This is a genomic window from Camelimonas fluminis, from assembly GCF_014656355.1.
GTDB classification, from domain to species: Bacteria; Pseudomonadota; Alphaproteobacteria; order Rhizobiales; family Beijerinckiaceae; genus Camelimonas; species Camelimonas fluminis.
The window spans coordinates 33544-56787 of sequence record NZ_BNCG01000002.1; the positions used below are offsets into that span (position 1 = coordinate 33544).

Annotated in this window: 21 protein-coding genes and 1 tRNA gene; 9 read left to right on the forward strand and 13 right to left on the reverse strand. The window is 65.3% G+C overall.

What is annotated here, in order from left to right:
* Positions 1 to 562 precede the first annotated feature (562 nt).
* From aroQ to aat, 4 genes are all read left to right on the forward strand, one after another.
* The gene (gene aroQ, locus IE243_RS03470; RefSeq protein ID WP_191317966.1) at positions 563 to 1030 is read left to right on the forward strand and encodes a type II 3-dehydroquinate dehydratase; all 468 of its coding nucleotides are present in this window, start codon (positions 563 to 565) and stop codon (positions 1028 to 1030) included.
* Positions 1027 to 1515, forward strand: a complete 489-nt coding sequence (accB, locus tag IE243_RS03475) for an acetyl-CoA carboxylase biotin carboxyl carrier protein (protein WP_191317967.1) — start codon at positions 1027 to 1029, stop codon at positions 1513 to 1515. The genes aroQ and accB overlap by 4 nt, the downstream gene beginning before the upstream one ends.
* A 103-nt stretch (positions 1516 to 1618) precedes the next feature.
* On the forward strand, positions 1619 to 2980 hold the full coding sequence (gene accC / locus IE243_RS03480; protein WP_191317968.1) for an acetyl-CoA carboxylase biotin carboxylase subunit: 1362 nt from the start codon (positions 1619 to 1621) through the stop codon (positions 2978 to 2980).
* Positions 2981 to 2983: 3 nt separating this feature from the next.
* On the forward strand, positions 2984 to 3664 hold the full coding sequence (aat, locus tag IE243_RS03485) for a leucyl/phenylalanyl-tRNA--protein transferase (protein WP_373301554.1): 681 nt from the start codon (positions 2984 to 2986) through the stop codon (positions 3662 to 3664).
* A 66-nt stretch (positions 3665 to 3730) separates the two neighbouring features.
* Here aat and IE243_RS03490 read toward each other — a convergent pair whose 3' ends face one another.
* The 3 genes from IE243_RS03490 to IE243_RS03500 form a co-directional block, all read right to left on the reverse strand.
* Positions 3731 to 4267 (reverse strand): DUF192 domain-containing protein, encoded by a 537-nt coding sequence (locus IE243_RS03490; RefSeq protein WP_191317970.1) that lies wholly within the window; start codon positions 4265 to 4267, stop codon positions 3731 to 3733.
* Between the two features lie 211 nt (positions 4268 to 4478).
* Positions 4479 to 5102 carry a cold-shock protein gene (locus IE243_RS03495; RefSeq protein WP_244642737.1) on the reverse strand — a complete coding sequence of 208 codons (624 nt, stop codon included), beginning with the start codon at positions 5100 to 5102 and terminating at the stop codon, positions 4479 to 4481.
* A gap of 91 nt (positions 5103 to 5193) precedes the next feature.
* On the reverse strand, positions 5194 to 5970 hold the full coding sequence (locus tag IE243_RS03500; protein ID WP_244642738.1) for an SIR2 family NAD-dependent protein deacylase: 777 nt from the start codon (positions 5968 to 5970) through the stop codon (positions 5194 to 5196).
* Positions 5971 to 6147: 177 nt separating this feature from the next.
* On the opposite strand from IE243_RS03500, the gene IE243_RS03505 reads away from it, so the two are divergent.
* The 5 genes from IE243_RS03505 to IE243_RS03525 all read left to right on the forward strand — a co-directional run bounded on the left by IE243_RS03505 (position 6148) and on the right by IE243_RS03525 (position 10699).
* A tRNA-Glu gene (locus IE243_RS03505) sits at positions 6148 to 6222 on the forward strand.
* 379 nt (positions 6223 to 6601) lie between these two features.
* Positions 6602 to 7387 (forward strand): thioesterase family protein, encoded by a 786-nt coding sequence (locus IE243_RS03510; protein WP_191317972.1) that lies wholly within the window; start codon positions 6602 to 6604, stop codon positions 7385 to 7387.
* 198 nt (positions 7388 to 7585) lie between these two features.
* Positions 7586 to 8827 carry an MFS transporter gene (locus tag IE243_RS03515; protein WP_191317973.1) on the forward strand — a complete coding sequence of 414 codons (1242 nt, stop codon included), beginning with the start codon at positions 7586 to 7588 and terminating at the stop codon, positions 8825 to 8827.
* A gap of 230 nt (positions 8828 to 9057) precedes the next feature.
* Positions 9058 to 9381 (forward strand): hypothetical protein, encoded by a 324-nt coding sequence (locus IE243_RS03520; protein WP_191317974.1) that lies wholly within the window; start codon positions 9058 to 9060, stop codon positions 9379 to 9381.
* Between the two features lie 193 nt (positions 9382 to 9574).
* Complete coding sequence (locus IE243_RS03525) at positions 9575 to 10699, forward strand: hypothetical protein (RefSeq protein ID WP_191317975.1); 1125 nt, start codon at positions 9575 to 9577, stop codon at positions 10697 to 10699.
* A gap of 51 nt (positions 10700 to 10750) precedes the next feature.
* Here the strand turns inward: IE243_RS03525 and tgt are convergent, their stop codons facing one another.
* From tgt to IE243_RS03575, 10 genes are all read right to left on the reverse strand, one after another.
* A complete protein-coding gene (tgt, locus tag IE243_RS03530) occupies positions 10751 to 11887 on the reverse strand; it encodes a tRNA guanosine(34) transglycosylase Tgt (protein WP_373301566.1) in 1137 nt (378 codons plus the stop codon).
* Between the two features lie 104 nt (positions 11888 to 11991).
* Positions 11992 to 13134: a tRNA preQ1(34) S-adenosylmethionine ribosyltransferase-isomerase QueA gene (queA, locus tag IE243_RS03535; RefSeq protein WP_191317976.1), complete on the reverse strand. Its 1143-nt coding sequence runs from the start codon at positions 13132 to 13134 to the stop codon at positions 11992 to 11994.
* 105 nt (positions 13135 to 13239) lie between these two features.
* Entirely contained in the window at positions 13240 to 13698 is a 459-nt protein-coding gene (locus IE243_RS03540; RefSeq protein ID WP_191317977.1) for a peptidylprolyl isomerase, read from the reverse strand.
* Positions 13699 to 13870: 172 nt separating this feature from the next.
* Complete coding sequence (locus tag IE243_RS03545) at positions 13871 to 14455, reverse strand: peptidylprolyl isomerase (RefSeq protein WP_191317978.1); 585 nt, start codon at positions 14453 to 14455, stop codon at positions 13871 to 13873.
* A 55-nt stretch (positions 14456 to 14510) separates the two neighbouring features.
* Entirely contained in the window at positions 14511 to 15014 is a 504-nt protein-coding gene (gene coaD / locus IE243_RS03550) for a pantetheine-phosphate adenylyltransferase (RefSeq protein WP_191317979.1), read from the reverse strand.
* A gap of 541 nt (positions 15015 to 15555) precedes the next feature.
* Complete coding sequence (gene dnaE, locus IE243_RS03555; RefSeq protein ID WP_191317980.1) at positions 15556 to 19014, reverse strand: DNA polymerase III subunit alpha; 3459 nt, start codon at positions 19012 to 19014, stop codon at positions 15556 to 15558.
* A 766-nt stretch (positions 19015 to 19780) separates the two neighbouring features.
* The gene (locus tag IE243_RS03560) at positions 19781 to 20200 is read right to left on the reverse strand and encodes a VOC family protein (RefSeq protein WP_191317981.1); all 420 of its coding nucleotides are present in this window, start codon (positions 20198 to 20200) and stop codon (positions 19781 to 19783) included.
* Positions 20201 to 20656: 456 nt separating this feature from the next.
* Positions 20657 to 21124 carry a type II toxin-antitoxin system RatA family toxin gene (locus IE243_RS03565; RefSeq protein WP_191317982.1) on the reverse strand — a complete coding sequence of 156 codons (468 nt, stop codon included), beginning with the start codon at positions 21122 to 21124 and terminating at the stop codon, positions 20657 to 20659.
* Between the two features lie 366 nt (positions 21125 to 21490).
* Positions 21491 to 22483 (reverse strand): lipoyl synthase, encoded by a 993-nt coding sequence (lipA, locus tag IE243_RS03570; RefSeq protein WP_191317983.1) that lies wholly within the window; start codon positions 22481 to 22483, stop codon positions 21491 to 21493.
* Between the two features lie 327 nt (positions 22484 to 22810).
* Positions 22811 to 23092 carry a GlsB/YeaQ/YmgE family stress response membrane protein gene (locus tag IE243_RS03575; protein ID WP_191317984.1) on the reverse strand — a complete coding sequence of 94 codons (282 nt, stop codon included), beginning with the start codon at positions 23090 to 23092 and terminating at the stop codon, positions 22811 to 22813.
* Positions 23093 to 23244: the final 152 nt, after the last annotated feature.

The window sequence follows — 23244 nt, forward strand, 5'->3', positions numbered from 1 at the left end:
TTTTGGGCGGATACGGTTCCTGGACGCACGCGGGGGCAGCCGCCGGCGCGACCTGGCGTTTCGCTGCGCCGTCCGGGGCGCCCGTTCCGCAGTAGCAGCTTCACGCCCTGGCGAGGGATCGTTCGCCATATCTGGCGCCGCGCCTTATCTTCGCCCTGAATCCAGCCTCTGGTTTCCGCGCGTGGTTCTGGATGTTGCAAGGTTTGCCGGACGCGGACAGGTTCGTCGCCAGAAGAGCCATTCGGCGGAGAAGATCTGTCCGGCCGGAGAAGGCCTGTTGAAGACGGGCTGTTGAAGAAGGCTTGGCGGCGCCGCGCGCGCACGGTAATACGTCGTGATTCATCAGGCGGCGTTTGATGGATGACGCGGTCATCCCAGAAGGCTGGCCGCCTGTGCAGATAACTGGAATGCGGCGCGCCCTTCGGTGCGGGTCACGCTTCAGAAAGCGCGGAGCGAACTTTGACCCGACAGGGTCGAAGCCTCGCCCCGGATATGTGTGTGACGCATTTTGTTCCCATGGGGTGGCGATCACTTCATGGGGCGAGGCCCCAGGCGCAACAGCATGGTCGCAATCCACGTCATCAACGGGCCGAACCTCAATCTGCTGGGGCGCCGCGAGCCGGAAACCTACGGCCGAGACACCCTCGCCGATATCGAAGCGCGCATCGCCGGACGGGCGAAGACGCTCGGCGTCGACGTGAGCTTCATGCAGAGCAATCACGAAGGCGCGCTGGTTGACGCCGTGCAGGCGGCGGGTCTCGCCGGCGCCGGCGTCATCATCAATCCAGGCGCCTACACCCATACCTCGATCGCCCTGCGCGACGCCATCGCCGGCGCCAGCGCCCTGGTCGTCGAGGTGCATCTTTCCAATATTCACGCGCGTGAGCCGTTCAGGCACAGTTCCCATGTTTCGCCGGTCGCCGTCGGGGTGATCTGCGGCCTTGGCCCGCTTGGCTACGAACTGGCCCTGGAAGCGCTCGCACCGCTTGTCAGGTCACGCACCGGATCAGGAGCCCAGGCATCCACATGAGCGAGAAACCCCACGCAACCGCAGCCGACATCGAACTCGTTCGCGAACTCGCCCGTCTGGTCTCCGAGAGCACCCTGACGGAGATCGAGGTGGAGAAGGACGACCTGCGCATCCGCGTCGCCCGCCAGGCGCCGCCGGCCGCGGCCGTTCCCACCTATGTGCAGGCCACTGTGCCCGCGCCGGCCGCTGCTGCGCCCGTGGCCGCCGCTCCTGTCGCCGCGCCGGCGCCCGCCGCGCCGCGCGGCGATCATCCTGGCGCCGTTACGTCGCCTATGGTCGGCACCGCCTATCGTCGTCCATCCCCGGAAGCGAAGCCGTTCGTCGATGTCGGTTCGAAGGTCAACGCCGGCGACAAGCTGCTGCTGGTCGAGGCGATGAAGACCTTCAACGACATCGTCGCGCCCCGCGCCGGCACGGTCACAGCCATCATGTTCGACGATGGTCAGCCCGTGGAATACGGCGAGCCGCTGCTGATCATCGAGTAACGGTCGCTTCCCGACTTTCCGGAAGCTTCGCATCCCGGACAGCGGCTGGCCCCGTTCCGCCGCTGTCCGGAAGTTATTTCGCTCCAGCGCCGATTGGAGAGCCATGTTCGAGAAAATCCTGATCGCCAACCGTGGCGAGATCGCTCTTCGTATTCTCCGCGCCGCCAAGGAGCTTGGCATCGCGACTGTCGCCGTGCATTCGACCGCCGACGCCGACGCCATGCACGTGCGCCTCGCCGACGAGAGCGTCTGCATCGGCCCGCCCGCCGCGCGCGACAGCTACCTGAACATCCCCGCTCTGGTCGCCGCCTGCGAAATCACCGGCGCCGACGCCGTACATCCCGGCTACGGCTTCCTGTCGGAGAACGCCGGCTTCGCGGACGTGCTGGCGGACCACAACATCGCGTTTATCGGCCCCAAGGCCGAGCACATCCGCATCATGGGCGACAAGATCGAGGCCAAGCGCACGGCGCGGCGTCTCGGCATCCCGTGCGTGCCAGGCTCGGAAGGCGGCGTGACCGATGAGGCCGAGGCGCTCCGGGTTGGCGATGAAATCGGCTATCCGGTGCTGGTCAAGGCCGCGTCTGGCGGCGGCGGTCGCGGCATGAAGGTGGCGCGGACCCGCGCCGACCTCGCCGATGCGCTTGCGGTCGCCCGTCAGGAAGCCAAGGCCGCCTTTGGCGACGACGCCGTCTATCTGGAAAAATATCTGGAGAAGCCGCGGCATATCGAAGTGCAGGTGATGGGCGACGGGCGCGGCAAGGCGGTGCACCTGGGCGAGCGCGACTGCTCGCTGCAGCGCCGGCACCAGAAGGTGTGGGAAGAAGGCCCCTCGCCAGCTCTGGGCCAGGCCGACCGCGAGAAGATTGGCTCCATCGTCGCCAACGCCATGGCCGAGCTGCAATATCGCGGCGCCGGCACCGTCGAGTTTCTCTGGGAGAACGGCGAGTTCTATTTCATCGAGATGAACACCCGCATCCAGGTGGAGCATCCGGTGACGGAAATGATCACCGGCATCGATCTGGTGAACGAGCAGATTCGCGTCGCCGCCGGCGAGGAACTGTCGTTCAGCCAGTCCGACGTGCGCCTGCGCGGTCACGCCATCGAATGCCGCATCAACGCCGAGCACCCGGTGACGTTCCGCCCGTCGCCGGGCGTCATTTCCTATTACCATCCGCCGGGTGGCCTGGGCGTGCGCGTTGATTCCGCCATTTACCAGGGCTATCGCATCCCGCCGAACTACGATTCACTGCTCGGCAAGCTGATCGTCCACGGCCGCACCCGCGACGAGTGCCTGATGCGCCTGCGCCGCGCCCTTGACGAGATCGTCGTCGCCGGCGTCGACACCACCTTGCCGCTGTTCCGCACCCTGGTGCGCAACCACGATATCCAGGCTGGCGCCTATGACATTCACTGGCTGGAGCACTTCCTCGCCGATGGCGGCATGGACGACGCGCAGTTCTGAGCCGTGATGAGCGGGGAAACGGTCGCTTCGGTCCTGACCCCCGATCTGTTGCTGGCCGCCTATGCGGCCGGCATTTTTCCCATGTCGGACGGGGCGGACGCCGCCGACATCTATTGGGTCGAGCCTGACGAGCGCGGGATTTTCCCGCTCGACGCGCTGCAATTGCCGCGTCGCCTCGCCCGGACCATTGCCGCTGACCTCTTCGAGGTGCGCGTCGACTCCGATTTCTTCGGAGTCATCGACAATTGCGCTGCGGCGCGGCCCGATCGCGACTCCACCTGGATCAATGGTGAAATCCGCCGCCTCTATGGCGAACTGTTCGCCATGGGCGCCTGCCATACGGTGGAGTGCTGGCTTGACGGCGACATGGTGGGCGGCCTGTATGGCGTGCGCATCGGCGGCGCGTTCTTCGGCGAGAGCATGTTCCACACCGTCACCGACGCCTCCAAGGTGGCGCTGGCGCATCTGTGGGCGCGGCTGATCGCCGGCGGGTTCACCCTGCTCGACACCCAGTTCATCACCAGCCATCTGGCCAGCCTGGGCGCGATTGAAATTCCGCGCGCCGAATACCGCCGCCGCCTGAACGGGGCGCTGGCGATCCGCGGCGACTGGCGGGCCCTGCCGCTTCAGGCAAAGGGCCGCGAGGTGGTGGAGATCATCCGCAGCCACGGCGCCGCCGCCTGAAACGGATATGGCGCGACGCCGACATGGCGCGCCCGAGCGGTTCAGGGCGCGCCCGCGGCGCTGTTTTTATTTGCCGGCTATTGATGGGTGTTTTACCCGGTCGCCGGACCGGATTCCCAGGTTGTCGGTCACGCCGGCGTTCAGTTCCAGCAAGTAACGCACCGGCTCGTCGGAGGCGATGATGCGGGTGGACATGGGTTCGGTCTGACGCGCCACGCGGGCGATGCTTCCGTCGGCGCGAATGAACACCATGTCCAGCGGGATCAGGGTGTTTTTCATCCACATGGCCACGGGCGCCTCGCGCTCGAAATCAAACAGCATGCCATGGTCCTCAGGCATGCTGCGGCGGTGCATCAGCCCGACCTCCCGTCCCTCAGGCGTATCGCGCACCTCGACCTTGAAGGCATGGGTGGCGACGGCCGTAACGATCTTCAGCGGCGTGGCGTCGACCGGCGTGACCAGAGCGGCGGCTGGCCCCTGACTGGAGCCGGCGGCCTGCGCCGGGGGGCCGGACAGCGCGGACAAGGCGATGGCGAGAGCGGCGAGGACGCACCGCGTGCGCTTTGCCGCAGGCTGGAGGCGCGGGGGAAACGGCTGGGACATGGCGGGAAGCTGGCTTTCAGAAGGATGGCGGCCGGAAACATCCGGCCGGCTGATGCGCAAGGCGCCTGCATGCAAGTTGCCTGCGTAACTGCGTCAAAACGAAGGGGACGTCAAAAAGAAGTGACAGCGACATTCAGCGTGACGGGCAGCCGGGGCGATCTGGTTCAGGACTGAAACGGACCGGTTCCCACGTCGCCGGAGCGCGCCGGTCTCAATGCCGCAAGGCCACGCCGGACGCCGCCTCTTCCAGCGGGTAGATTTCCGTCGCCATCAAACCACGCGGCCCCGGGCCGAAGCGCACGGCGACCGCCTGGCCCGGACGCAGGCCGAGCATGCCGCATCGGCGCGCCACTTCCATATGCACGAAGATATCCGGCTCGCCCTCGCCGCAGGAGACGAAGCCGAAGCCGCGCAGGCGATTGAACCATTTCACCGTGGCGGTCTTCAGTCCGCTTTCCGGCGTAATGCTCACATGGGTTCTGGGCGCGGTTTCAGCGGGGTTGGGCGCGGAGCTTTCATCAATGCCGAGCAACCGCACCACATGCAGGCCGCGCGGCCCGCTGGCGGCGATGCAGGTCACCATGGCGCCTTCGCGGATGGCGCTACGCCCCTCGCGCCGCAGCGTCGCGGCGTGCAACATCACGTCCGGCCCGTCCGTGCGGGCGATAAAACCGAAGCCGCGGGCCATGTCGAACCATTTGATGCGGCCCGCTACCTCGACCAGGGGCGCCCCCGCGGGGTCGGCGTGCATGGCGTCCCCCAGCCCCGGCTGGCGTTGCGCGCTGGCCGGGGGAAGGTCTCCGCCGTGTTTCTTCGGGCCGGAGCTGTCTGTCATGCCTTTGCCCATCGCAACGGGTTACGGACGTCATCCAAGGTTAAACCGCTGACGCCCCGGAGGAAAGCGTTCCGTGGCCAGTTAAGTCGCGTCAGTTAAGCTGCGCCAGCGGCTCCAGCGCATCGCCGATATCGGCGTTGACCACCAGGCTCGCCGCCTCGTCCAGAGGCGTTGGATCGCGGTTGAGGATGATCAGACGCGCGCCGCTCTGCCGGGCGATCAGCGGCAGCGTCGCGGCCGGATGCACCACCAGCGATGAGCCGACGACGAGAAAAACGTCGCAATCCATGGCGACGGCCTGGGCGCGCAGCATCTCGCGCTCCGGCATCGCCTGCCCGAACGAGATGGTGGCCGATTTGACGATGCCGCCGCAACTCACGCACATCGGCGGTTCGCCTGAGGCTTCGAAGCGGGTTCGGATGTCGGCCAGCTCATGACGCAGGCCGCATTCCAGACAGCGTGCGTAGGTGCCGTTGCCGTGTAACTCGATGATGCGCGATGGCGCGACGCCGGAAGCCTGGTGCAGTCCGTCGATGTTCTGGGTGACGATGGCGCTCATCCGCCCGACGCCGACCAGATGCGCCATGGCGCGGTGGCCGCGGCCCGGCGCGGCGTGTCCATAAATATCGTCCATGGCGAACTTGCGCCGCCACGCCTCCTGACGCGCCGCGGGGCTTGAGACAAACTCGCCGTATTCGATCGGCGCGAATTTCAGCCACGGACTGCCAGGCGAGCGAAAATCGGGCACGCCGCATTCGGTGGATATGCCGGCGCCTGTGAATCCGACAATCCGGCGGGCGCCGCGCAGCATGTCGCGCATTTCAGCCACGCTGTCCGCGACGTCATGGATTAACTCATGGGCTTTCATAATGAATTTTCCCATTGCGCCGCTGCGGCGGCCGGATGAATCTCTGCGTCATGAGCTTCTAAAAGGCCGGAATGGCCAAATTGCAGCGCATTCGTCCACAGCATTGGACGCACCCATGCGCAATGCCCACTTGCGAACGCCGGAAATGGCCTCTATAGGTCCGCTCACCGACGGAACGCGCCCATCGTCTATCGGTTAGGACGCCAGCCTTTCACGCTGGAGAGAGGGGTTCGACTCCCCTTGGGCGCGCCATCGGATCCACATTCCCCTACAGAATTGACTGATGCAATCTTGGCTCGCGGCGTTTTCAGCCGGCGGGCTATTTGCATGTGAGCCGCATATGCATGTGCGCCCTGCCCGCCAGCCGGTTGCAGGTCTGTTCACAATGCCCGAAAACAACGTCACATATATGGCGGCTATCGGGGCCAGGAAGCGGCGCGTCAGAACGCTTTCCCGCGTAGTGGACGCCGCTACGCGGGAAAAGAACGCGTCGGTTCCAAAAAGATGGAGCGCTTTCCGGTCAGACGGAATCCGTCCGGTCGATCAGAATTTGCTCAAAGCAGGAAAACCTGGGCCGTTGCAGATCCGTGGATCGAAAACGGCTTCAGGCCGGAAAAATAACGGGGTTGGGATGGAAGCGGTTTTCAGGGTTGAGGGCAACCGGGTGCTGGCGCGGCCGTATGCGGCGGGTCCATGGGACAACACCATGCAGCACGGCAGCGCGCCCACGACCTTCGCTGTCTGGGCGGCGGGCCAGGTGGAGACGCCAGAGCCCATGCATGTGGCGCGCGTCACCATGGACCTGATGCGGCCGGTTCCACTCGGCGAACTGGAGTACGAAACCACCATTTTGCGCTCTGGCCGCAAGATCCAGCTGGTCGGGGTTTCGTTGCGCGCTGGCGGCCATGAGGTGGCCCGGGCCAGCGTGCTGAAAATTCGCGCCGCCGCGATCACCCTGCCCGACTATATCGACAACAGCTCCCTGACGCTCGATGCGCCCATGCCGGAAACATGTCGCGATCCCCGGGAAGGCTTTGGCGACAACAATCCGTTCGTGCAGTGCATGACGCTGAAGCTGGCGCGTGGCGGCGGTTTTGAGACGCTGGGGCCGGCCGCCGTCTGGTTCCGCGCCGACCGGCCGATGATCGAGGGTCACGAGACCACGCCGGTGATGCTGGCCGCCATCGGCGGCGATTTCTGCAACGGCGTCGCCTCGTCGCTCGATTTCAGCAAATGGACGTTCATCAACAGTGATCTGACGTTGAATTTCTCCCGGCCGCCGGTTGGCGACTGGGTGCTGGTTGACGGTCATTCCGTGTTCGGGCCGGAAGGCGCCGGCCTGTCAATTGGCCGTCTTGCCGACCGTCACGGCTATTTTGGCCGTTCCATCCAGAGCCTGGTGATCGAGCCGCGCTGAACCGCTGGCCAGATCCCTGACGCAGGATCTGTTCATTCCGCGTTCGCCGAAAAGCGCCCGGCCCCGCGTTGACGGCATGGCCGGGCGACGTTTGTCTGGCTTGTCCGCGCCCTGGCCGCCCGCCAAACATGTTGCCGCCAATGAGAATGATCCGGGAGGGGACGGCGCGATGATCCAGGCAGGCGACAGGGCTGCGTCATGAGTGTTCGCGCATCTGGGGGACGCTCTTTCAATCTGATGCTCTGCGCCATGGCCTCGGCCTTTTTGCTGAGCCAGGCCTATCGCACCTTCCCCGGCGTGACTGCTGGCCAGATCGCCGCCGAGTTCAGTCTGAGCCAGAAGCAGGTCGGCGAGTTCGCGGCGCTGTTCCATCTGGCCTTTGCGCTGATGCAGGTGGCGGTGGGCGTATCGCTGGATCGTTATGGTTCGCGCCGCACCCTCACCTGTTTCTTTTCCCTCACCATCGTCGGCGCGCTCGTGGCGGCCTCGGCCAGCTCCTTCACCATGCTGATGGTTGGACAGGCGCTGATCGGTTTTGGCTGCGCGCCCGGCCTGCTGGCCTCGCTGGTGTTCATCGGCCGCCACCTGCCGCCGGAGAAGCTTTCGGCCATGTCCGGGCTCCTCATGTCGATCGGCAGCATCGGCACGCTGATGACAGCGACGCCGCTGGCGTGGCTGGTGGAGCATTACTCCTGGCGCGCCGGCTTCGTCAGCCTCGGCCTCCTCTCGGCGCTCTCCGTCGCCAGTTGCCTGCTGCTGGTGGAAAAAGACCCGGAGAACGCGGCTGCGCGCGGCGAAAGCATCATCAGTTCGTTCAAAAATCTGGCTGCGGTGGTGTTCCAGAAGCAGGCGGCGGCGATTCTGCTGCTGGCCGGCGTCATCTATGCGGTGCAGATGTCGGTGCGCGCCCTGTGGCTGGCGCCGCTGTTCATGGAGCGCTTCGGCTACAGCCTCGTGGCCGCCGGCAACGTCGTGCTGATGATGTCCGTCGCCATGATCTTCGGCCCGGCGATCTTCGGCCGCCTTGATCCGGGTCCGCGCCGTCGCCGGCTGATGATCCGCGCGCTGGGCCTGCTGCTCGCCGCCCTGATCGCCGCTTTGGGGATGACCCCGGCCAGCGCGCCGATGCTGGCGCTGTTTCTGTGTCTGCTGCTGGCGCTGGAGGGCGGCTTCGGCGTGCTGCAATATTCCGACTGTCGGGATTCCTATCCGCCTGATGAGCAGGGCCGCGCCCTCTCCGCCCTCACCATGGCGATGTTCCTTGGCGTTGCGGTGGTGCAATGGCTGTCGGCGGTCGTCGCGGGCTGGGCCGCCCTCGCCGGGCTGGATTCGCTCACCGCCGCCTATCTGTTTCTCGCCGCCCTGTGCGTTACGGGCGTCGTCGCCTTCACCGTATTGCCGCAGCCGCCGCGCCTGCGGGAACTGGCGGCCCAGGAGTGAGCCTGTCACGGCGGCCGGGGCGGTTGCGCCTGTGGCGCGGCGCAGGCACTGTTGCGAAACGTCCGGGAATCGTGAACAGCTTCGCCCTGAGTTCTTTGGACAGCCGATATTGGTAAGGTCCCGTTCGATGGCGTCGCCGACGGACGCTGCGACGCCCGACGGCGGCGTGGCCCGGAACGCAGGCAAGGTCATTCCGGCAGCATTTCTGGAGCGCGCATATGGCAGGGGTTATGTTGAAGTTTATGGCGGTTGCTGGCGCCGCCGTCGCATTGTCCGCCTGTTCGCATCCGGGCCCCGGCATCCAGGTCTGGGATCACCCTCTTGATGTTCGCCATTGCCGCAAGGTGGCGGAAGTCAGCCCCCCCACCAGCACCGCTGGCGGTTTTGGCGCTGCTGTCCAGGGCATGGCGGTGGGCGTGCGCGCGGCGGGCGGCACCGACCTTTATCTGCGCCGTGACCGTCACGACTGGTCGGTGACCACCGGCTACGCCTACGATTGCAGCAAGCGTCCCGCATCGCATCGCCATTATTCCCACAAGATCGTCAAGGATTGATGGGCCGTGGGGCGCCGGCCGGCCGGCTGCCCCGCGATTTCCTTGCTGCGGTTTGCCGATGCGTTGCGCGTGGTTGCGCCCGTTGCGCGCGAAAATGCCGGAGCTGGTCCGTCCATGAGCAGATCGCCGGTGCGATCCGGCCGCGGGTGATCAACCCCTCTCCATCCAATGTGTGAAGCGCGCCTGCGGACAGATGAGCAACAGCATTCAGCCGGAACATTCTGATTTCCCGGAGCAATCCACGACCGGCGATGCGTCAGCGCGGACGCCCTGGCGGAAATTCTCCCTGTGGTTCGCCGGTTCGGCGGTGGCGACGGCGACGGCGCTGCTCGGTTTCACCGTCGCCATGGACCCTTACGGCGTTTTCGCCTCGCCGTCCCACGCTCCGGCGCCGATCATGGACGTCAACCAGCGCTACATGTATCCGCAGGTGGCGCGTAGCGGCCAGTTCGACTCGGCTGTATTCGGTACGTCCACGGTGCGGTTGCTCGACCCGACCCGGCTTGACGCCGGCCTTGGGGGCAAGTTCGCCAATCTGGCCATGAACGCCGCCACGCCATGGGAGCAGACGCAGCTAGCGGCCCTGTTCCTGCGCCAGACGCCAAAAGCCCGCACGCTGGTTTTTGGCCTTGACGCCAACTGGTGCGACGCCGACGCGGACAGCGACAGGAAGCGCCTGACTTTCCGCAGCTTCCCGCCATGGCTGTACGACGACGACAGGACGTTCGATTTCCTGCGCATGTTCGATTTCCAGAGTCTGGAAATCGCGACCCGGGTAGCCGCCAACCGGCTTGGCCTGGCGAAGGATCGCATCCGCTTCGACGGTTATGAGGTCTTCACCCCGCCGGAAAATCTCTACGACCTGGCGCGGGCGCGCACGCATATCTGGGCTGGAAAGCCGGATGTGAGCCCGGTCGAGCCACCGGCGCAGCCGGCGGCGACCGTCACGGCGAACTGGCGCTTTCCGGCCGCCCGCTGGATGGAAACGCTGTTGCGCGCGGTGCCGGCAGGGGCCCGCGTGGCGCTGGTGTTCCCGCCGACCCATATCGCGGCGCAACCCCGTCCAGGCAGCGAGGAAGCGGCGCGGCAGGCCGCCTGCAAGAGGACCTTCGCGGAGCTGGGCGCCCGTTACGGGGCGACAGTGCTGGATTTCCGCTTTCCCAACGCCGTCACCGCGCGCGACGATAATTACTGGGACAATCTGCACTACCGGATGCCCGTCGCGGCCAGGCTGACCGACGCCATTGTCGCCGGGCTACGGCGCGCGCCGGTGGGCGACCCGGATTTCGGGCGGGTGCTGGCGCCGGGCAAAAGCTGACAGGAGCAGAGCCCTGGCGCGACGCCCGCGCCAAACGCCGCCCGACAGTCGTCAGGCCGCCGCTTCGCCCCGCTCCCAGCCGTCCTTTGTCCCGGCGATAAAATCGTCCAGGCGGCCGGCGGCGATGGCGGCGCGCATGCCGGCCATCAGTTCCTGGTAATAGGCCAGATTGTTCCACGTCAGCAGCATCATGCCGAGGATTTCGCCCGACTTGACGAGATGATGCAGATAGGCGCGGCTCCAGGCATTGGAGGCCTCGCAGGGCGAGGCTTCGTCCAGCGGGCGCGTGTCCTCCGCATGACGGGCGTTCTTCAGATTGACCTTGCCGTGGCGCGTGTAGGCCAGACCATGGCGACCGGCGCGGGTCGGCATCACGCAGTCGAACATGTCGACGCCGCGCCGCACGGATTCCACCAGATCGTCAGGCGTGCCGACGCCCATCAGATAGCGCGGCCGGTCAGCGGGCAGGATTGGCGTCACCACGTCCAGCATGGCCAGCATCACGTCCTGCGGCTCGCCCACCGCCAGGCCGCCGACGGCGTAGCCGTGAAAGCCGATGTCGATCAGCTTGCGGGCGCTTTCAATCCGCAGCTCCGGGACATCGGCGCCCTGAACGATGCCAAACAACCCCTGGCCAGGCAGCGCGCCAAAAGCCGCTTTCGAGCGTTCGGCCCAGCGCAGGCTCAACTGCATGGCGCGATCGGCTTCCTCACGCGAGCATGGCATGCGCACGCATTCGTCCAGTTGCATCTGGATATCGGCGCCGAGCAGGCCCTGGATTTCAATGGAGCGCTCGGGCGTCAGTTCGTATCTGGCGCCGTCAATGTGTGACTGGAAGGTGACGCCCTTCTCGGTGATCTTGCGCAGCTTCGACAGCGACATCACCTGGAAGCCGCCGGAATCGGTCAGGATCGGGTGCGGCCAGTTCATGAACTGGTGCAGTCCCCCGAGGCGCGCCACCCGCTCGGCCCCAGGCCGCAGCATCAGATGATAGGTGTTGCCCAGCACCACATCGGCGCCCAGCTGTTTCACCTGCGCCGGATACATCGCCTTCACCGTCGCGGCCGTGCCCACGGGCATGAAGGCTGGCGTGCGGATCTGGCCATGGGCGGTGGTGATGAGGCCAGTGCGCGCCCGCCCGTCAATGGCGGAGGTGGCGAACGCGAAAGCGGGCGGGACCGCCCCGATCGCGGGGCTGGTCAGATTGGGCTGGGTGGTCAAGGCGACCTCTTCCTGAACTTCCGTTCCAGCGCGGCCATGGGCGAACCCCGCCGCTGGAAAAATGTGTCAAATCAGAGCGATGGGGCGGTTTCGCCGGAATCTGCCCTGAACAGCAGGCTGGCGTCGCCGTATGAGTAAAAGCGGTAGCCGGCGGCGATGGCGTGGGCATAGGCGGCGCGCATGGCCGGGAGACCGCTGAAGGCGCTGACCAGCATGAACAGGGTCGAGCGCGGCAGATGGAAATTGGTCATCAGCACATCGACGGCCCGAAACCGGAAGCCGGGCGTGATGAAGATGTCTGTGGCGCCGCTCCACGCCCGCACCACCCCATCCGGGTCCGCAGCCGCGGCGCTTTCCAGCAGACGCAGCGATGTGGTGCCGACAGCGACGATGCGGCCGCCAGCGGCGCGGGTCGCGGCGATGCGCGCCGCCGTTTCGGCGGTGATGACGCCCCGTTCGGCGTGCATGCGGTGGTCGTCGGTGTCGTCCGCCTTCACCGGCAGGAAAGTTCCGGCCCCGACATGCAGGGTGACGAAGACATGGTCGACGCCGGCCGCCTTCAGATCGTCGAACAGGCGCGGCGTCATATGCAGACCCGCGGTCGGCGCCGCCACGGCGCCGTCCTCACGGGCGTAGACCGTCTGGTAGTCCGAACGGTCGCGGGCGTCTTCCGGGCGCTTGCTGGCGATGTAGGGCGGCAACGGCATGACGCCGACCAGTTCCAGCGCTTCATCCAGATAGGCGCCGGAGAGCGAAAACCGCAGCAGCACTTCGCCGCCCTCGCCCTTTTCCTCCACCCGCGCCTCCAACTGGCCGAGGGCGCAGGCGGCGCCGTGGTCGGCGTCGGTTGACGCGGCGTGGGCGCCGAAGCGGATCAGGTCGCCCACCGCCAGCCGCTTGGCTGGCCGGGCGAAGGCGCGCCAGGCGTCCGGCGCCTCGCGCATGTGCAGGGTCGCCTCGATGCGTGAGGCGTTGTCGCCGCGCAGGCGCAGGCCTGTGAGTCGCGCCGGAATGACCCTGGTGTCGTTCAGCACCAGCAAATCGCCAGGCCGCAGCAGGTTTGGCAGGTCGCGCGCCTGCCAGTCGCTCAACTCCGGGCTGGCCCCGTCTTTCGATGGAACCACCCGCAGCAGCCGCGCCGCATCGCGCGGTTCAGCCGGTCGCACGGCGATGGCGCTTTCGGGAAGCTCGAAATCGAACAGGTCAACTTTCACGCGAAGCGGCTTTCGGAAGTGCTGATTTTAAACCCCAAACACAACGGGACGGGCGCGTCGCCGCGTCCATCCCGACAGAGCATCGCGGGCGCGACAGCGCCGCGATCAGGCGCCGACGCGGGCGCTGACGATGCGATCCGGGTTGGCCACCGGCTCGCCGCGCTTGATCTGGTCGACGACGTCCATGCCTTCGGTCACCTGACCCCAGACAGAGTACTGGCGATCGAGCCACGGCGCATCGGTGAAGCAGATGAAGAACTGCGAATTGGCCGAATTGGGATTGGCGGTGCGGGCCATGGAGCAGGTGCCGCGAACGTGCTTCTCATTGCTGAATTCGGCCTTCAGGTCCGGCAGGCTGGAGCCGCCGGTGCCGGTGCCATGCGGGCAGCCGGTCTGCGCCATGAAGCCTTCAATGACGCGGTGGAACGCGACATTGTCATAAAAACCCTGTCCGGCCAGCGTCTTGATGCGCTCCACGTGCAGGGGAGCCAGATCCGGACGCAGGGCGATAACCACGCGGCCCTTGGTCGTCTCGAGGGTCAGGGTGTTGTCCTTGTCGCTCATGGTCTCGTTCCTCGTGAGGCTTGCCGTTTGGGGCCGCCTTGTTGGCCTGCTGCGCCTGTTAACGGCGCGCCCGGCTGATGTCGAGTGCCCGGATCTGGCCGCGTGAGGGAAACCGCGCCAGAGCGGCGGCGTTCCCTCAGGGGCAACCGGGTGGATTCATGTCAGGGCAGGATTATTTCGCCGCCGGCGCCATCTGCATCTTCACGATCTTGTCCGGGTTCTCGACAAGGCCGTTGCGGGCCTTGTCGCCCTTCTTGATCTTGTCGACCACGTCCATGCCCGAGGTGACCTCGCCGACGATGGTGTACTTGCCATCCAGCGAAGGCGCCTTGTCGAACATGATGAAGAACTGGGAATTGGCGGAATCCGGCGACGATGCGCGGGCCATGCCAACGGTTCCACGGACAAAATGCGCCTTGTCCGTAAATTCCGCCGGCAGGTTCGGCAGATCGGAGCCGCCGGCGCCGGTGCCGGTGGGATCGCCCGTCTGGGCCATGAAGCCGTCGATCACCCGATGAAAGACGATGCCGTTATAGAAGCCGCGTTTGGTCAGCGCTTCAATCTGCTCAGCGTGCTTCGGCGCAAGATCAGCCCGCAGCTTGATGGTGACGCGACCATCCTTGGTGTCGAGCAGCACGGTGTGGGCGTCCTTCGCCCCATCCTTGCCCGCGTCCTTGCCGCCCTGGGCGAAAGCAGGCGCCGCGAACAGGCCAAACGAAAGGGAGGCGGCCAGCGCCAGTGCGATTGTGTGCTTCACGCGAGGTGCTCCTCATGCAGCGCCGGGCCGGCCAGCGCCAGAAACCGGTTGTCGTTCAGCCGCGAGCGGCCCGCTTTTCCGCAAGGCGCTTCGCCACGCCTTCCGGAACGAAAAGACCCACATTGCCGCCCATCGCCGCAATCTGGCGAACCAGCGTGGCGGTAATCGGGCGCACGGCCGGCGATGCGGGCAGGAACACCGTTTGCACCTCAGGCGCCATGGCTCCATTCATGCCGGCCATCTGCATCTCATAGTCGAGGTCGGACCCATCGCGGAGGCCGCGAATGATGATGTTGGCCTTGACCTCGCGGGCGGCGTCCACAGCGAGGCCGCCAAAGGTCACCACGTCCAGCCGGGTGTTGAAGCGGGCGGCGATGGCGCCGCACTCCTCCTGCAGCATCTGCTCGCGCTCGGCCACGGTGAACAGCGGCGTCTTGCCCGGGTGAACGCCAATGGCGACGACCAGGCGGTCGACCATGGCGCAGGTCGCGCGGATGACGTCAATGTGGCCGTTGGTGACCGGATCGAACGATCCCGTGTAAAGCGCTGTGCGGATCATGCTTCACCGTTGCTGAAGATGGGCGAAACGCCGCCGGAGCCAGGAAAGCCAGATCAGGCGGCAAACGAAAAGTGGCCCCATCTTCTACGCTGCGCGCCGCAAGGCAAGCGGATGGGCCGGCCCGGCGGACATGGATTTCAGACATGCCGCCGCCATGGCGGCAGGTAATGTTGAAATAATTATTTGATATCAAATGATTAAATAAGTTTTCTGTCAAAACGAAACAACGTTGGCGTCGCGCAAAAAGGCGTCAGACCGGCGGCATGCAAACGGCAGACCGGATCGCGCTGCACGCGGGCGACGCCATCCTGGGAGCGTCAGGCAGTTGCGATCCCAGTATGGCGTCGACCAGCTTCCAGCATGTCCGGACGCTCTCCAATGTCGTGCCCGCGCGTGTCGCGGGTATCCGCGTCTTTGCCAGCCGGTCAGGCGCGACGCATGGAAAGCGCAGGTTTTCTGTAGGCGGATACAGCGGTCTAATCGCTTTAAAATTTAATTAAATCAGATAATTATAGATATTTATAAATCTCATTTGCTAACATCAGCTCATCATCTGTACGTCGACAACGCCCGAGATGGCGCGCAGGGCGCTGGCGACCTGGGGCGAAGCCAGGTAGCGGCCCTTCAGCTTCACCTCGACCTCGCGCCCCGAATCCTCAAGCATCAGGATCAGCGAAACCTCGCTCTCGCCGCGCTCGCGCAGGCGCTGGGCGATGCTGGCGACGGGCCGCTCATCGCGCAGGAAGATGCGCAGGCCTTTCTGGTGTTTGGCGACGGCGGCGTCGAGCGGCTCGACGCTCTGGATGCGGGCGCGCACCTCTTCGCCTTCGAGCGACGCCTGCAGGATCAGCACCAGCGGCCGACCTGGCTCCAGCAGATCGCGGAAATGGCTCAGGCCTTCGCTGAAGATAATGGCCTCGAACTGCCCCGACTGGTCGGAGAAATTGATGATGCCCATCTTGGAGCCGCTCTTGGTGCGGCGCTCCTGCCGGTCGAGCACCGTGGCGGCGACGCGGCCAACGCCGCTGCCGGCCTTCACCGAGCGGACGAACTGGGTCCAGCGTTGCACGCGCAGCTTTTCCAGCAAGGCCCCATATTCATCCAGTGGATGACCCGTCAGGAAGAAGCCTATGGCGTCATATTCTTTTTGCAGGCGGAAGGCTGGCAGCCACGGTTCGTAATCCGGAATGCGCAGCGGCTCAGGCGTCGATCCGGCCCCGCCGAAGAAATCATTCTGGCCGATCGCCGCCGCCTCCTGCGTGCGGTTGGCCATGGCGATCATCGCTTCGATGGCGGCGGTGGCGCGAGCCCGGTCCTTCTCCAGTTCGTCGAACGCGCCAGCGGCGATCAGCGCCTCGATGGTGCGCTTGTTGACGAGGCGCGGCTGTAGCCGCGAGGCGAAGTCGGCCATATCGCGGAATGGCCGGTCGCCACGGGACGCGACAATGGCCTCCACCGCCTGGACGCCAACGCCCTTCACCGCCGCCAGGGCGTAGCGGATGATGCTGGCGTCGTCGCGATGCTCCACCTCAAAGGTGACGCCCGAGCGGTTGATGGACGGCGGCTCCACCTTCGCGCCCAGTCGCTCGGCGTCGCGGCGGAATTCCGACAGCTTGTCGGTGTTGTCCATGTCGAGCGCCATGAGCGCCGCGAGGAACTCCACCGGGTAATTGGCCTTCAGATAGGCCGTCTGGTAGGCGACCAGCGCATAGGCCGCCGCATGGCTCTTGTTGAAGCCGTAGTCGGCGAAGCGGGCCAGCAGGTCGAAAATCTCGTCCGCCAGCGCCTTTGGGATGTCCGCCTCTTCAGCGCCGTCTACGAAGCGGACGCGCTGGGAGTCCATCTCCGCCTTGATCTTCTTGCCCATGGCGCGGCGCAGCAGGTCGGCTTCGCCCAGCGAGTAGCCGGACAGCTCCTGCGCCACCTGCATCACCTGCTCCTGATAGACGATGATGCCGAAGGTCTCGCGCAGGATTGGCGCCAGTTTGGGGTGCAGATACCACTGCTCCTCCGGTTCGCCCTTGCCGTGTTTGCGCTCGCAATACACCGGGATGTTGGCCATCGGGCCCGGTCGGTACAGGGCGACGAGAGCGATCAGGTCCTCGAGCCGGTCGGCGCGCATGTCCACCAGCGCCTTGCGCATCCCGACCGATTCCACCTGGAACACGCCGACTGTTTCGCCCCGCCCGAGAAGCTCGTAGGTCTTGCGGTCGTCCAGCGGGATGGTCGACAGATCCACCTCGACGCCGCGTTGCGCCAGCAGATTGACCGCGGTGCGCAGCACCGTGAGCGTCTTGAGGCCAAGGAAGTCGAACTTCACAAGACCGGCCTGCTCCACCCATTTCATATTGAACTGGGTGACGCGCATGCCGGATTTTGGATCCTTGTAGAGCGGAACCAGCTGCTCCAGCGGGCGGTCGCCGATGACGATGCCGGCGGCGTGCGTTGAGGCGTGGCGGTGCAGGCCCTCCAGCTTCTGCGCCACGGTCAGCATCTGGCCGACCACCGGATCTTCCTGGGCGGCTTCCGACAGACGCGGCTCGTCGGCGATGGCCTGGGCCAGCGTCACCGGATTGGCCGGGTTCTGCGGCACCAGTTTGGTCAGGCGATCCACCTGACCATAGGGCATCTCGAACACGCGGCCGACGTCGCGCATCACGCCGCGCGCCTGAAGGGTGCCGAAGGTGATGATCTGGGCGACCCGCTCCTCGCCATAGCGGCGCTGTACGTAGGAGATCACTTCATCGCGCCGGTCCTGACAGAAGTCGATGTCGAAGTCCGGCATCGACACGCGCTCAGGATTGAGGAAGCGCTCGAACAGCAACTGGAAGCGCAGCGGATCGAGGTCGGTGATGGTCAGCGCGTAGGCGACCAGCGAGCCCGCGCCTGAGCCGCGCCCCGGCCCCACCGGAATATTCTGCGCCTTGGCCCACTGGATGAAGTCCGACACGATGAGGAAGTAGCCGGGAAACTTCATGCGCTCGATGATCGAGAGCTCATATTCCAGCCGCCTGTCGTAGTCGGCGAGCGTCAGACCTTCCGCCGGACCATGGCCGTCGAGGCGGAGCTTGAGGCCGTTGACGGCGCGCTGGCGCAGGTCCTCGGCTTCGTCCATCTCCAGGCTGAATCGCGGCAACATCGGGCTGGCGGTACGGGCGCGCACCGAACAGCGCATGGCGATCTCGACCGTCGCGGTCAGCGCCTCCGGGATGTCGGCGAAAAGCGCCTGCATTTCGGCGCGGGTGGCGAAATGGTGCCGTTCAGTCAGGCGGCGACGGCGGTCGTCAGACACCAGCCGGCCTTCCGCGATGGCCAGCAAGGCGTCGTGCGCCTCGTAGTCGCTGCCTGAAGAAAAGTACGGTTCGTTGGCGGCCGCCAGCGGCAGGCCGCGATCAAACGCCAGCCGGATCAGCTCCCGCTCGACGCTCCGCTCGTTGTCGACGCCATGGCGCTGCAATTCCAGATAGAGCCGGCGGTCGAAAATGGCGGCGAGCTGTCCAAGGCGGCGCGCCGCGATATCGGCCCGGCCACTGGCCAGGGCCATATCGACGGGGCCATTGGGGCCGCCAGTGAGTGCGATCAGCCCGGCGGCGTGGTCGGTGAGAAACGGCAGCCTCACATGGACAGGCTCGCCCGGCTGGGCGTCCAGCCAGGCGCGGCTGCTGAGCTGCAGCAGGTTGCGATAGCCCTCTTCGGTGGCCGCCAGCAGCACGATCGATGGCAGTCGCCGCTCCAGCGACGGCCGCGCATTGGGATCGTCCTCTTCCAGAGCCACGGTGAGTTGCAGACCGGCGATGGGCTGGATGCCGGAGCCGGAAAATTTTTCGGAGAACTCCAGCGCGCCGAACAGATTGTTGGTGTCCGTGAGCGCCATGGCCGGCTGGCGGTCTTCCTTCGCCAGTTTTTCCAGCGTGGGAATGCGCATCGCTCCTTCCAGCAGGGAGTAGGACGAATGCACGTGCAGGTGCACGAATCCGACCTCGCGAAGGATCGATGACATGGATCAGTCTCCTGCTGGCCAACGCGGTTCCGGCGATCAGAATGATCCGCGCAGCCGCCAGCAAGGAATAACCGTCCGTGCGATTCCGGCCAAGCCCCGGAGCCGGTGGAGCGCGTTCCGGCAAGCTCTACTCCGGTTCGCGTCCGGAAGGTGCGTCAGTCAGATGTTGTGGCGTTAATCGGGTCCAGTGCGACGCCGCTTTCGCCCTCAGGGGAAACGCCAGCGCTTTGCCGCCGAAGCCTGAAGTCCTCCCTCGCTGAAGTCCTCCTGCGCCGAAGTCCGCGCCAAAGTCCTTCCTCGCTGAAGTCATCCCTCACCATGGCGTCCGCGCGTCGATCACGCCGGGTTGAGGGATGCGCGGGGGCGGATGAGGCCCGCAGCTCAGACGCCGGCGGCAATGCCAGCCCAGATGCCGATCATGCTGACGAAGACGCAGAGGGCGACGAGCTCGGCGGCGCTGCGAAGAATGAGTGTGAACATGGGAACCTCCTTCTGTGCATAAATAGAGAATGTTCCATGTTTGTTCTGTCGACAAGCAGGTTGAGTGTTTTTGTTTTGTTCTCATCGAACCCTGGTAAACAGGGATGGTAAATGCGCGGGAATGTCGTTGCCAATAAAGGCGAATTATCGCGATATGGCGTCAGGCTCCGTGATGTCAGGGAGAAGCGGTTTGGTCATTCACGCGCTTCGCGCCAGAGACGCGGGGGAAACGTCCCGCCCCCGCATCTGTTTCTGTCGCTGTCCCTGTCCCTGATCAATGGCCCGGCTACAGCCCGAAGCGCACGCGGCCTTCGGCGTCGATTGGCCAGGCCGGGTTCCAGGCGATTTCCCAGGCATGGCCATCCGGATCGGCCACATAGCCGCGATAGCCTCCGTGTGGCGGCGCGTCAGGCGCGCGTAGCGTCACGCCGCCGGCGGCGCTCAGGCGTTGCATCAGCGGCGCCACCTCCTCCCGGGTGAGAACATTGTGGGCGAGCGCAATCGCGGCGGCTCCGCCATCGTTGACGCGCCCCATGTCCGCGTCGAGCGCGGCCCGCTGGAACAGGCCCAGCATCAGGCCATTCATCTGGAAAAAGATGATCTCGTGGTTCTGGAAAACCGGCGTCCAGCCAAAGCCGTCCGCGTAGAACCGCAGCGCCCGCTCAGGATCAGCGACGCCAAGGGTGATGACGGATATCTGTTGCATGTCGACAAGCTCCTGTTCGCGGCCTCACAAGGGATACGCGTTGAAGCCAGGGGACATGCGCGTCGGATCCGGTCATCCCGCAGATAGACGGAAGCGGCGACAATGTCAGGACACGCAGTGACGGTTCGCCGGACTCATGATCCGGGCGCCGGCAGTATGCGGGAGCCGGGCCAACCGTCCCGGCCTCTCCTTTTCAGGCAGAGCCAGCATGACCCGAAGCCGCTTCGATCACAAGCGGCGCCGGTTGCGGGGCGCCGTGAGCGTTAGCCAAGCCCGTTCATGCCGGGTCGGACCCTCGGCCGGTCTTTTTGGCGTGGCGGGTCTTCCTGACGCGAACTGGCGTCCACGCCGCGGGAGCATTCTTGAGAAACGTGGGACCGGCTTTTGCGGGAAATCCATCGCATCAAACAACCGGGGCAGGTTTGATGAGCCGGGTTTCACCGCACCTGCGCCAGATCAGGACTGGATGGCGGGTTCGGGACCGTAGATGGTCCGGGCGCGTTCCTCGAAGGCTTCGGTGAACTTCTGGAACGCCCGCTCGAACATCTTGCCCATCAGGCCGGCCAGCAGGCGGCTGCGGAACTCATAGGTGATGAAGAACTGCACTTCGCAGCCTGAGCCGCTTGGCGCGAAGGTCCAGCGGTTGGTCAGGTGGCTGAAGGGGCCATCGACATATTCAACGACAATCCGGCTGCGCGCGGGGTCGAGGGCAACGCGGGTGGCGAAGTCCTCGGCGATATTCTTGTAACCGACGCTCATGCGGGCGACGAGCACCTCGCGCCCCTCGTCATCGGTCTCCCGCCGCAAAACCCGCAGTCCGGTGCACAGCGGCAGGAACTCGGGATAACGCTCCACGTCGGCGACAAGGGCGAACATCTGCTCCGGCGTGTAGCCTACGGTGCGCGTGGTGGTGAAGGATGGCATCCGGCAGGGGTCCAGGATCGTGTGGATTGGGGTGGCGCAGACATAAGCCATCGAGCCGGAAAGTGGAAACCCGCCGCCCGCCGGGAATCTCGCCCCATCGCCAGCGCTCCCAAAGCCGTTTCCAGAAATGCTGGCGAGTCGCTAAATCCTGGCGGGCCGGAGCATTTCGGTGAAAACCAGTTCGCCTGAAATGCGCCATCTCTTTCATGACGCATTGTCTTCACGATAAGTGGGCTCAACTTTTCCAGAAAATGCTCTGACGGGGAGAATTAAACTACAAAATCAACAGGTTGCCCGTGGCCTTTTTGTTCTCGACATGCGGCCCAACGCCCTGTGTCGAGAGACGTGGGTGCCGGAAACAGACCGCTAACGCGTCGCCTGCCCGGCTCGCGCCGCCTTCAGGCGTTCGAAATCCTCGCCGGCATGGTGTGACGAGCGGGTCAGCGGCGTGGATGCGACCATGAGAAAGCCCTTGGCTCGCGCGGTGGTCTCATAGGCGCGGAACTCATCCGGCGTGACAAAGCGGATCACGGGATGATGCTTGCGCGTCGGCTGCAGATACTGGCCAATGGTAATGAAATCGACCTCGGCGCTCCGCAGGTCGTCCATGAGCTGGAGAACCTCGTTCCGCTCCTCGCCAAGGCCAACCATGATGCCGGATTTGGTGAAGATCGCCGGATCAAGCTCCTTCACCTGCTGCAACAGCCGCAGGGAATGGAAGTAGCGCGCGCCAGGCCGCACCTTCAGATATTTCGACGGCACGGTTTCCAGATTGTGGTTGAACACGTCTGGCTTCGCCGCGACCACCACCTCCAGCGCTCCCGGCTTGCGCAGGAAATCGGGGGTGAGGATTTCAATGGTCGTCCCGGGCGCGGCGGCGCGGATGGCATGAATGACGTTGGCGAAATGCAGGGCGCCGCCGTCCTTCAGGTCGTCGCGGTCCACCGATGTGATGACCACGTGCGACAGGCCAAGGCTGGCGACGGCGTCGGCGACGCGGGCCGGCTCATCCAGGTCCAGCGGCTGCGGCATGCCGGTCTTCACGTTGCAGAAAGCGCACGCGCGGGTGCAGGTGTCGCCCATGATCATGAAGGTGGCGTGCTTCTTCTCCCAGCATTCGCCGATATTGGGGCATCCGGCCTCTTCGCAGACGGTGACCAGACGTTTGTCGCGGACGATGCGGTTGGTCGCCGCCCAGGCGGCGGAACCGGGCGCCTTGACGCGGAGCCACTCCGGTTTGCGTTGCTGCACCGGCTGGTCCGGGCGGTGCGCCTTTTCCGGGTGCCGCGGCGCCGCTGGGGCATCGGCGTCTGCCTTCGGGCGAGGGTCCCTGTTCAGGAGATCGAGTACAACGGCCATAAACGGGCTCCGCGCTCCCGCATGGGGGGCGACTTCATACCGATACACGCCCCCGCATGGGGGGCGACGGATCTGGCTGGCGCTTTCGCCGGTTTAGCACCTGGAGCGAAAATCGCCAACGATTACGGACGTTTCCCTTGCCGTGACTGGCAACCCCGCGCCGGCTGCCGGCGCACGCGCCAGCCAGAAGCCTTATCGGTTCCCATATGAACGATATGGCTTCACCCGGTAGACCGCGCTCCATGCGCGGATGATCTCATCTGGTCCTGACGGCAGGGCTTTTCAACCGTTCGCCGCCCGGCCAGCAGGACCCGGCCAGGCTTTTGCTTACGATCGCCCGCGAATGGCGCGGTAGGCCCAGATGATGATCACCGCGCCGACGATGGCGGATACGAGATTGGCCCAGAAGCCGTAGACCATCATGCCAAGCTGGCGGGCAAGGAAATTGCCGACCACGCCGCCGATAATGCCCATCAGGATGTTCGAGAAGAACCCCATGTCGGCGTTGGTGACCTTCTCTGCGATCCAGCCGGCGAGCGCGCCGACAACAATCGCCATGATGAAGCCAACGCCTGGTTGCCCGAGGGCGCCATAGACCTGTGTTTCCATGCTGCTCTCCTGTTCGGCCTGTTCGTTTCCGGGCGTGATCCACGCAAACCTCTGGCGGAATCGTCCGATTGGCGGACATTCTCAAACAGAGCCCTGACACGACCGGCGTTCAAGCCGCAAACCCGGTTTCGCGCGAGATTTGAACGGTTCGC

Coding starts and splice junctions, on each gene's coding strand:
- aroQ (WP_191317966.1), top strand. CDS start 563: ATGGTCGCAATCCACGTCATCAACGGGCCGAACCTCAATCTGCTGGGG.
- accB (WP_191317967.1), top strand. CDS start 1,027: ATGAGCGAGAAACCCCACGCAACCGCAGCCGACATCGAACTCGTTCGC.
- accC (WP_191317968.1), top strand. CDS start 1,619: ATGTTCGAGAAAATCCTGATCGCCAACCGTGGCGAGATCGCTCTTCGT.
- IE243_RS03490 (WP_191317970.1), bottom strand. CDS start 4,267: ATGTCCCAGCCGTTTCCCCCGCGCCTCCAGCCTGCGGCAAAGCGCACG.
- IE243_RS03495 (WP_244642737.1), bottom strand. CDS start 5,102: ATGACAGACAGCTCCGGCCCGAAGAAACACGGCGGAGACCTTCCCCCG.
- IE243_RS03500 (WP_244642738.1), bottom strand. CDS start 5,970: ATGAAAGCCCATGAGTTAATCCATGACGTCGCGGACAGCGTGGCTGAA.
- IE243_RS03510 (WP_191317972.1), top strand. CDS start 6,602: ATGGAAGCGGTTTTCAGGGTTGAGGGCAACCGGGTGCTGGCGCGGCCG.
- IE243_RS03515 (WP_191317973.1), top strand. CDS start 7,586: ATGAGTGTTCGCGCATCTGGGGGACGCTCTTTCAATCTGATGCTCTGC.
- IE243_RS03520 (WP_191317974.1), top strand. CDS start 9,058: ATGTTGAAGTTTATGGCGGTTGCTGGCGCCGCCGTCGCATTGTCCGCC.
- IE243_RS03525 (WP_191317975.1), top strand. CDS start 9,575: ATGAGCAACAGCATTCAGCCGGAACATTCTGATTTCCCGGAGCAATCC.
- IE243_RS03540 (WP_191317977.1), bottom strand. CDS start 13,698: ATGAGCGACAAGGACAACACCCTGACCCTCGAGACGACCAAGGGCCGC.
- coaD (WP_191317979.1), bottom strand. CDS start 15,014: ATGATCCGCACAGCGCTTTACACGGGATCGTTCGATCCGGTCACCAAC.
- dnaE (WP_191317980.1), bottom strand. CDS start 19,014: ATGTCATCGATCCTTCGCGAGGTCGGATTCGTGCACCTGCACGTGCAT.
- IE243_RS03560 (WP_191317981.1), bottom strand. CDS start 20,200: ATGCAACAGATATCCGTCATCACCCTTGGCGTCGCTGATCCTGAGCGG.
- IE243_RS03565 (WP_191317982.1), bottom strand. CDS start 21,124: ATGCCATCCTTCACCACCACGCGCACCGTAGGCTACACGCCGGAGCAG.
- lipA (WP_191317983.1), bottom strand. CDS start 22,483: ATGGCCGTTGTACTCGATCTCCTGAACAGGGACCCTCGCCCGAAGGCA.
- IE243_RS03575 (WP_191317984.1), bottom strand. CDS start 23,092: ATGGAAACACAGGTCTATGGCGCCCTCGGGCAACCAGGCGTTGGCTTC.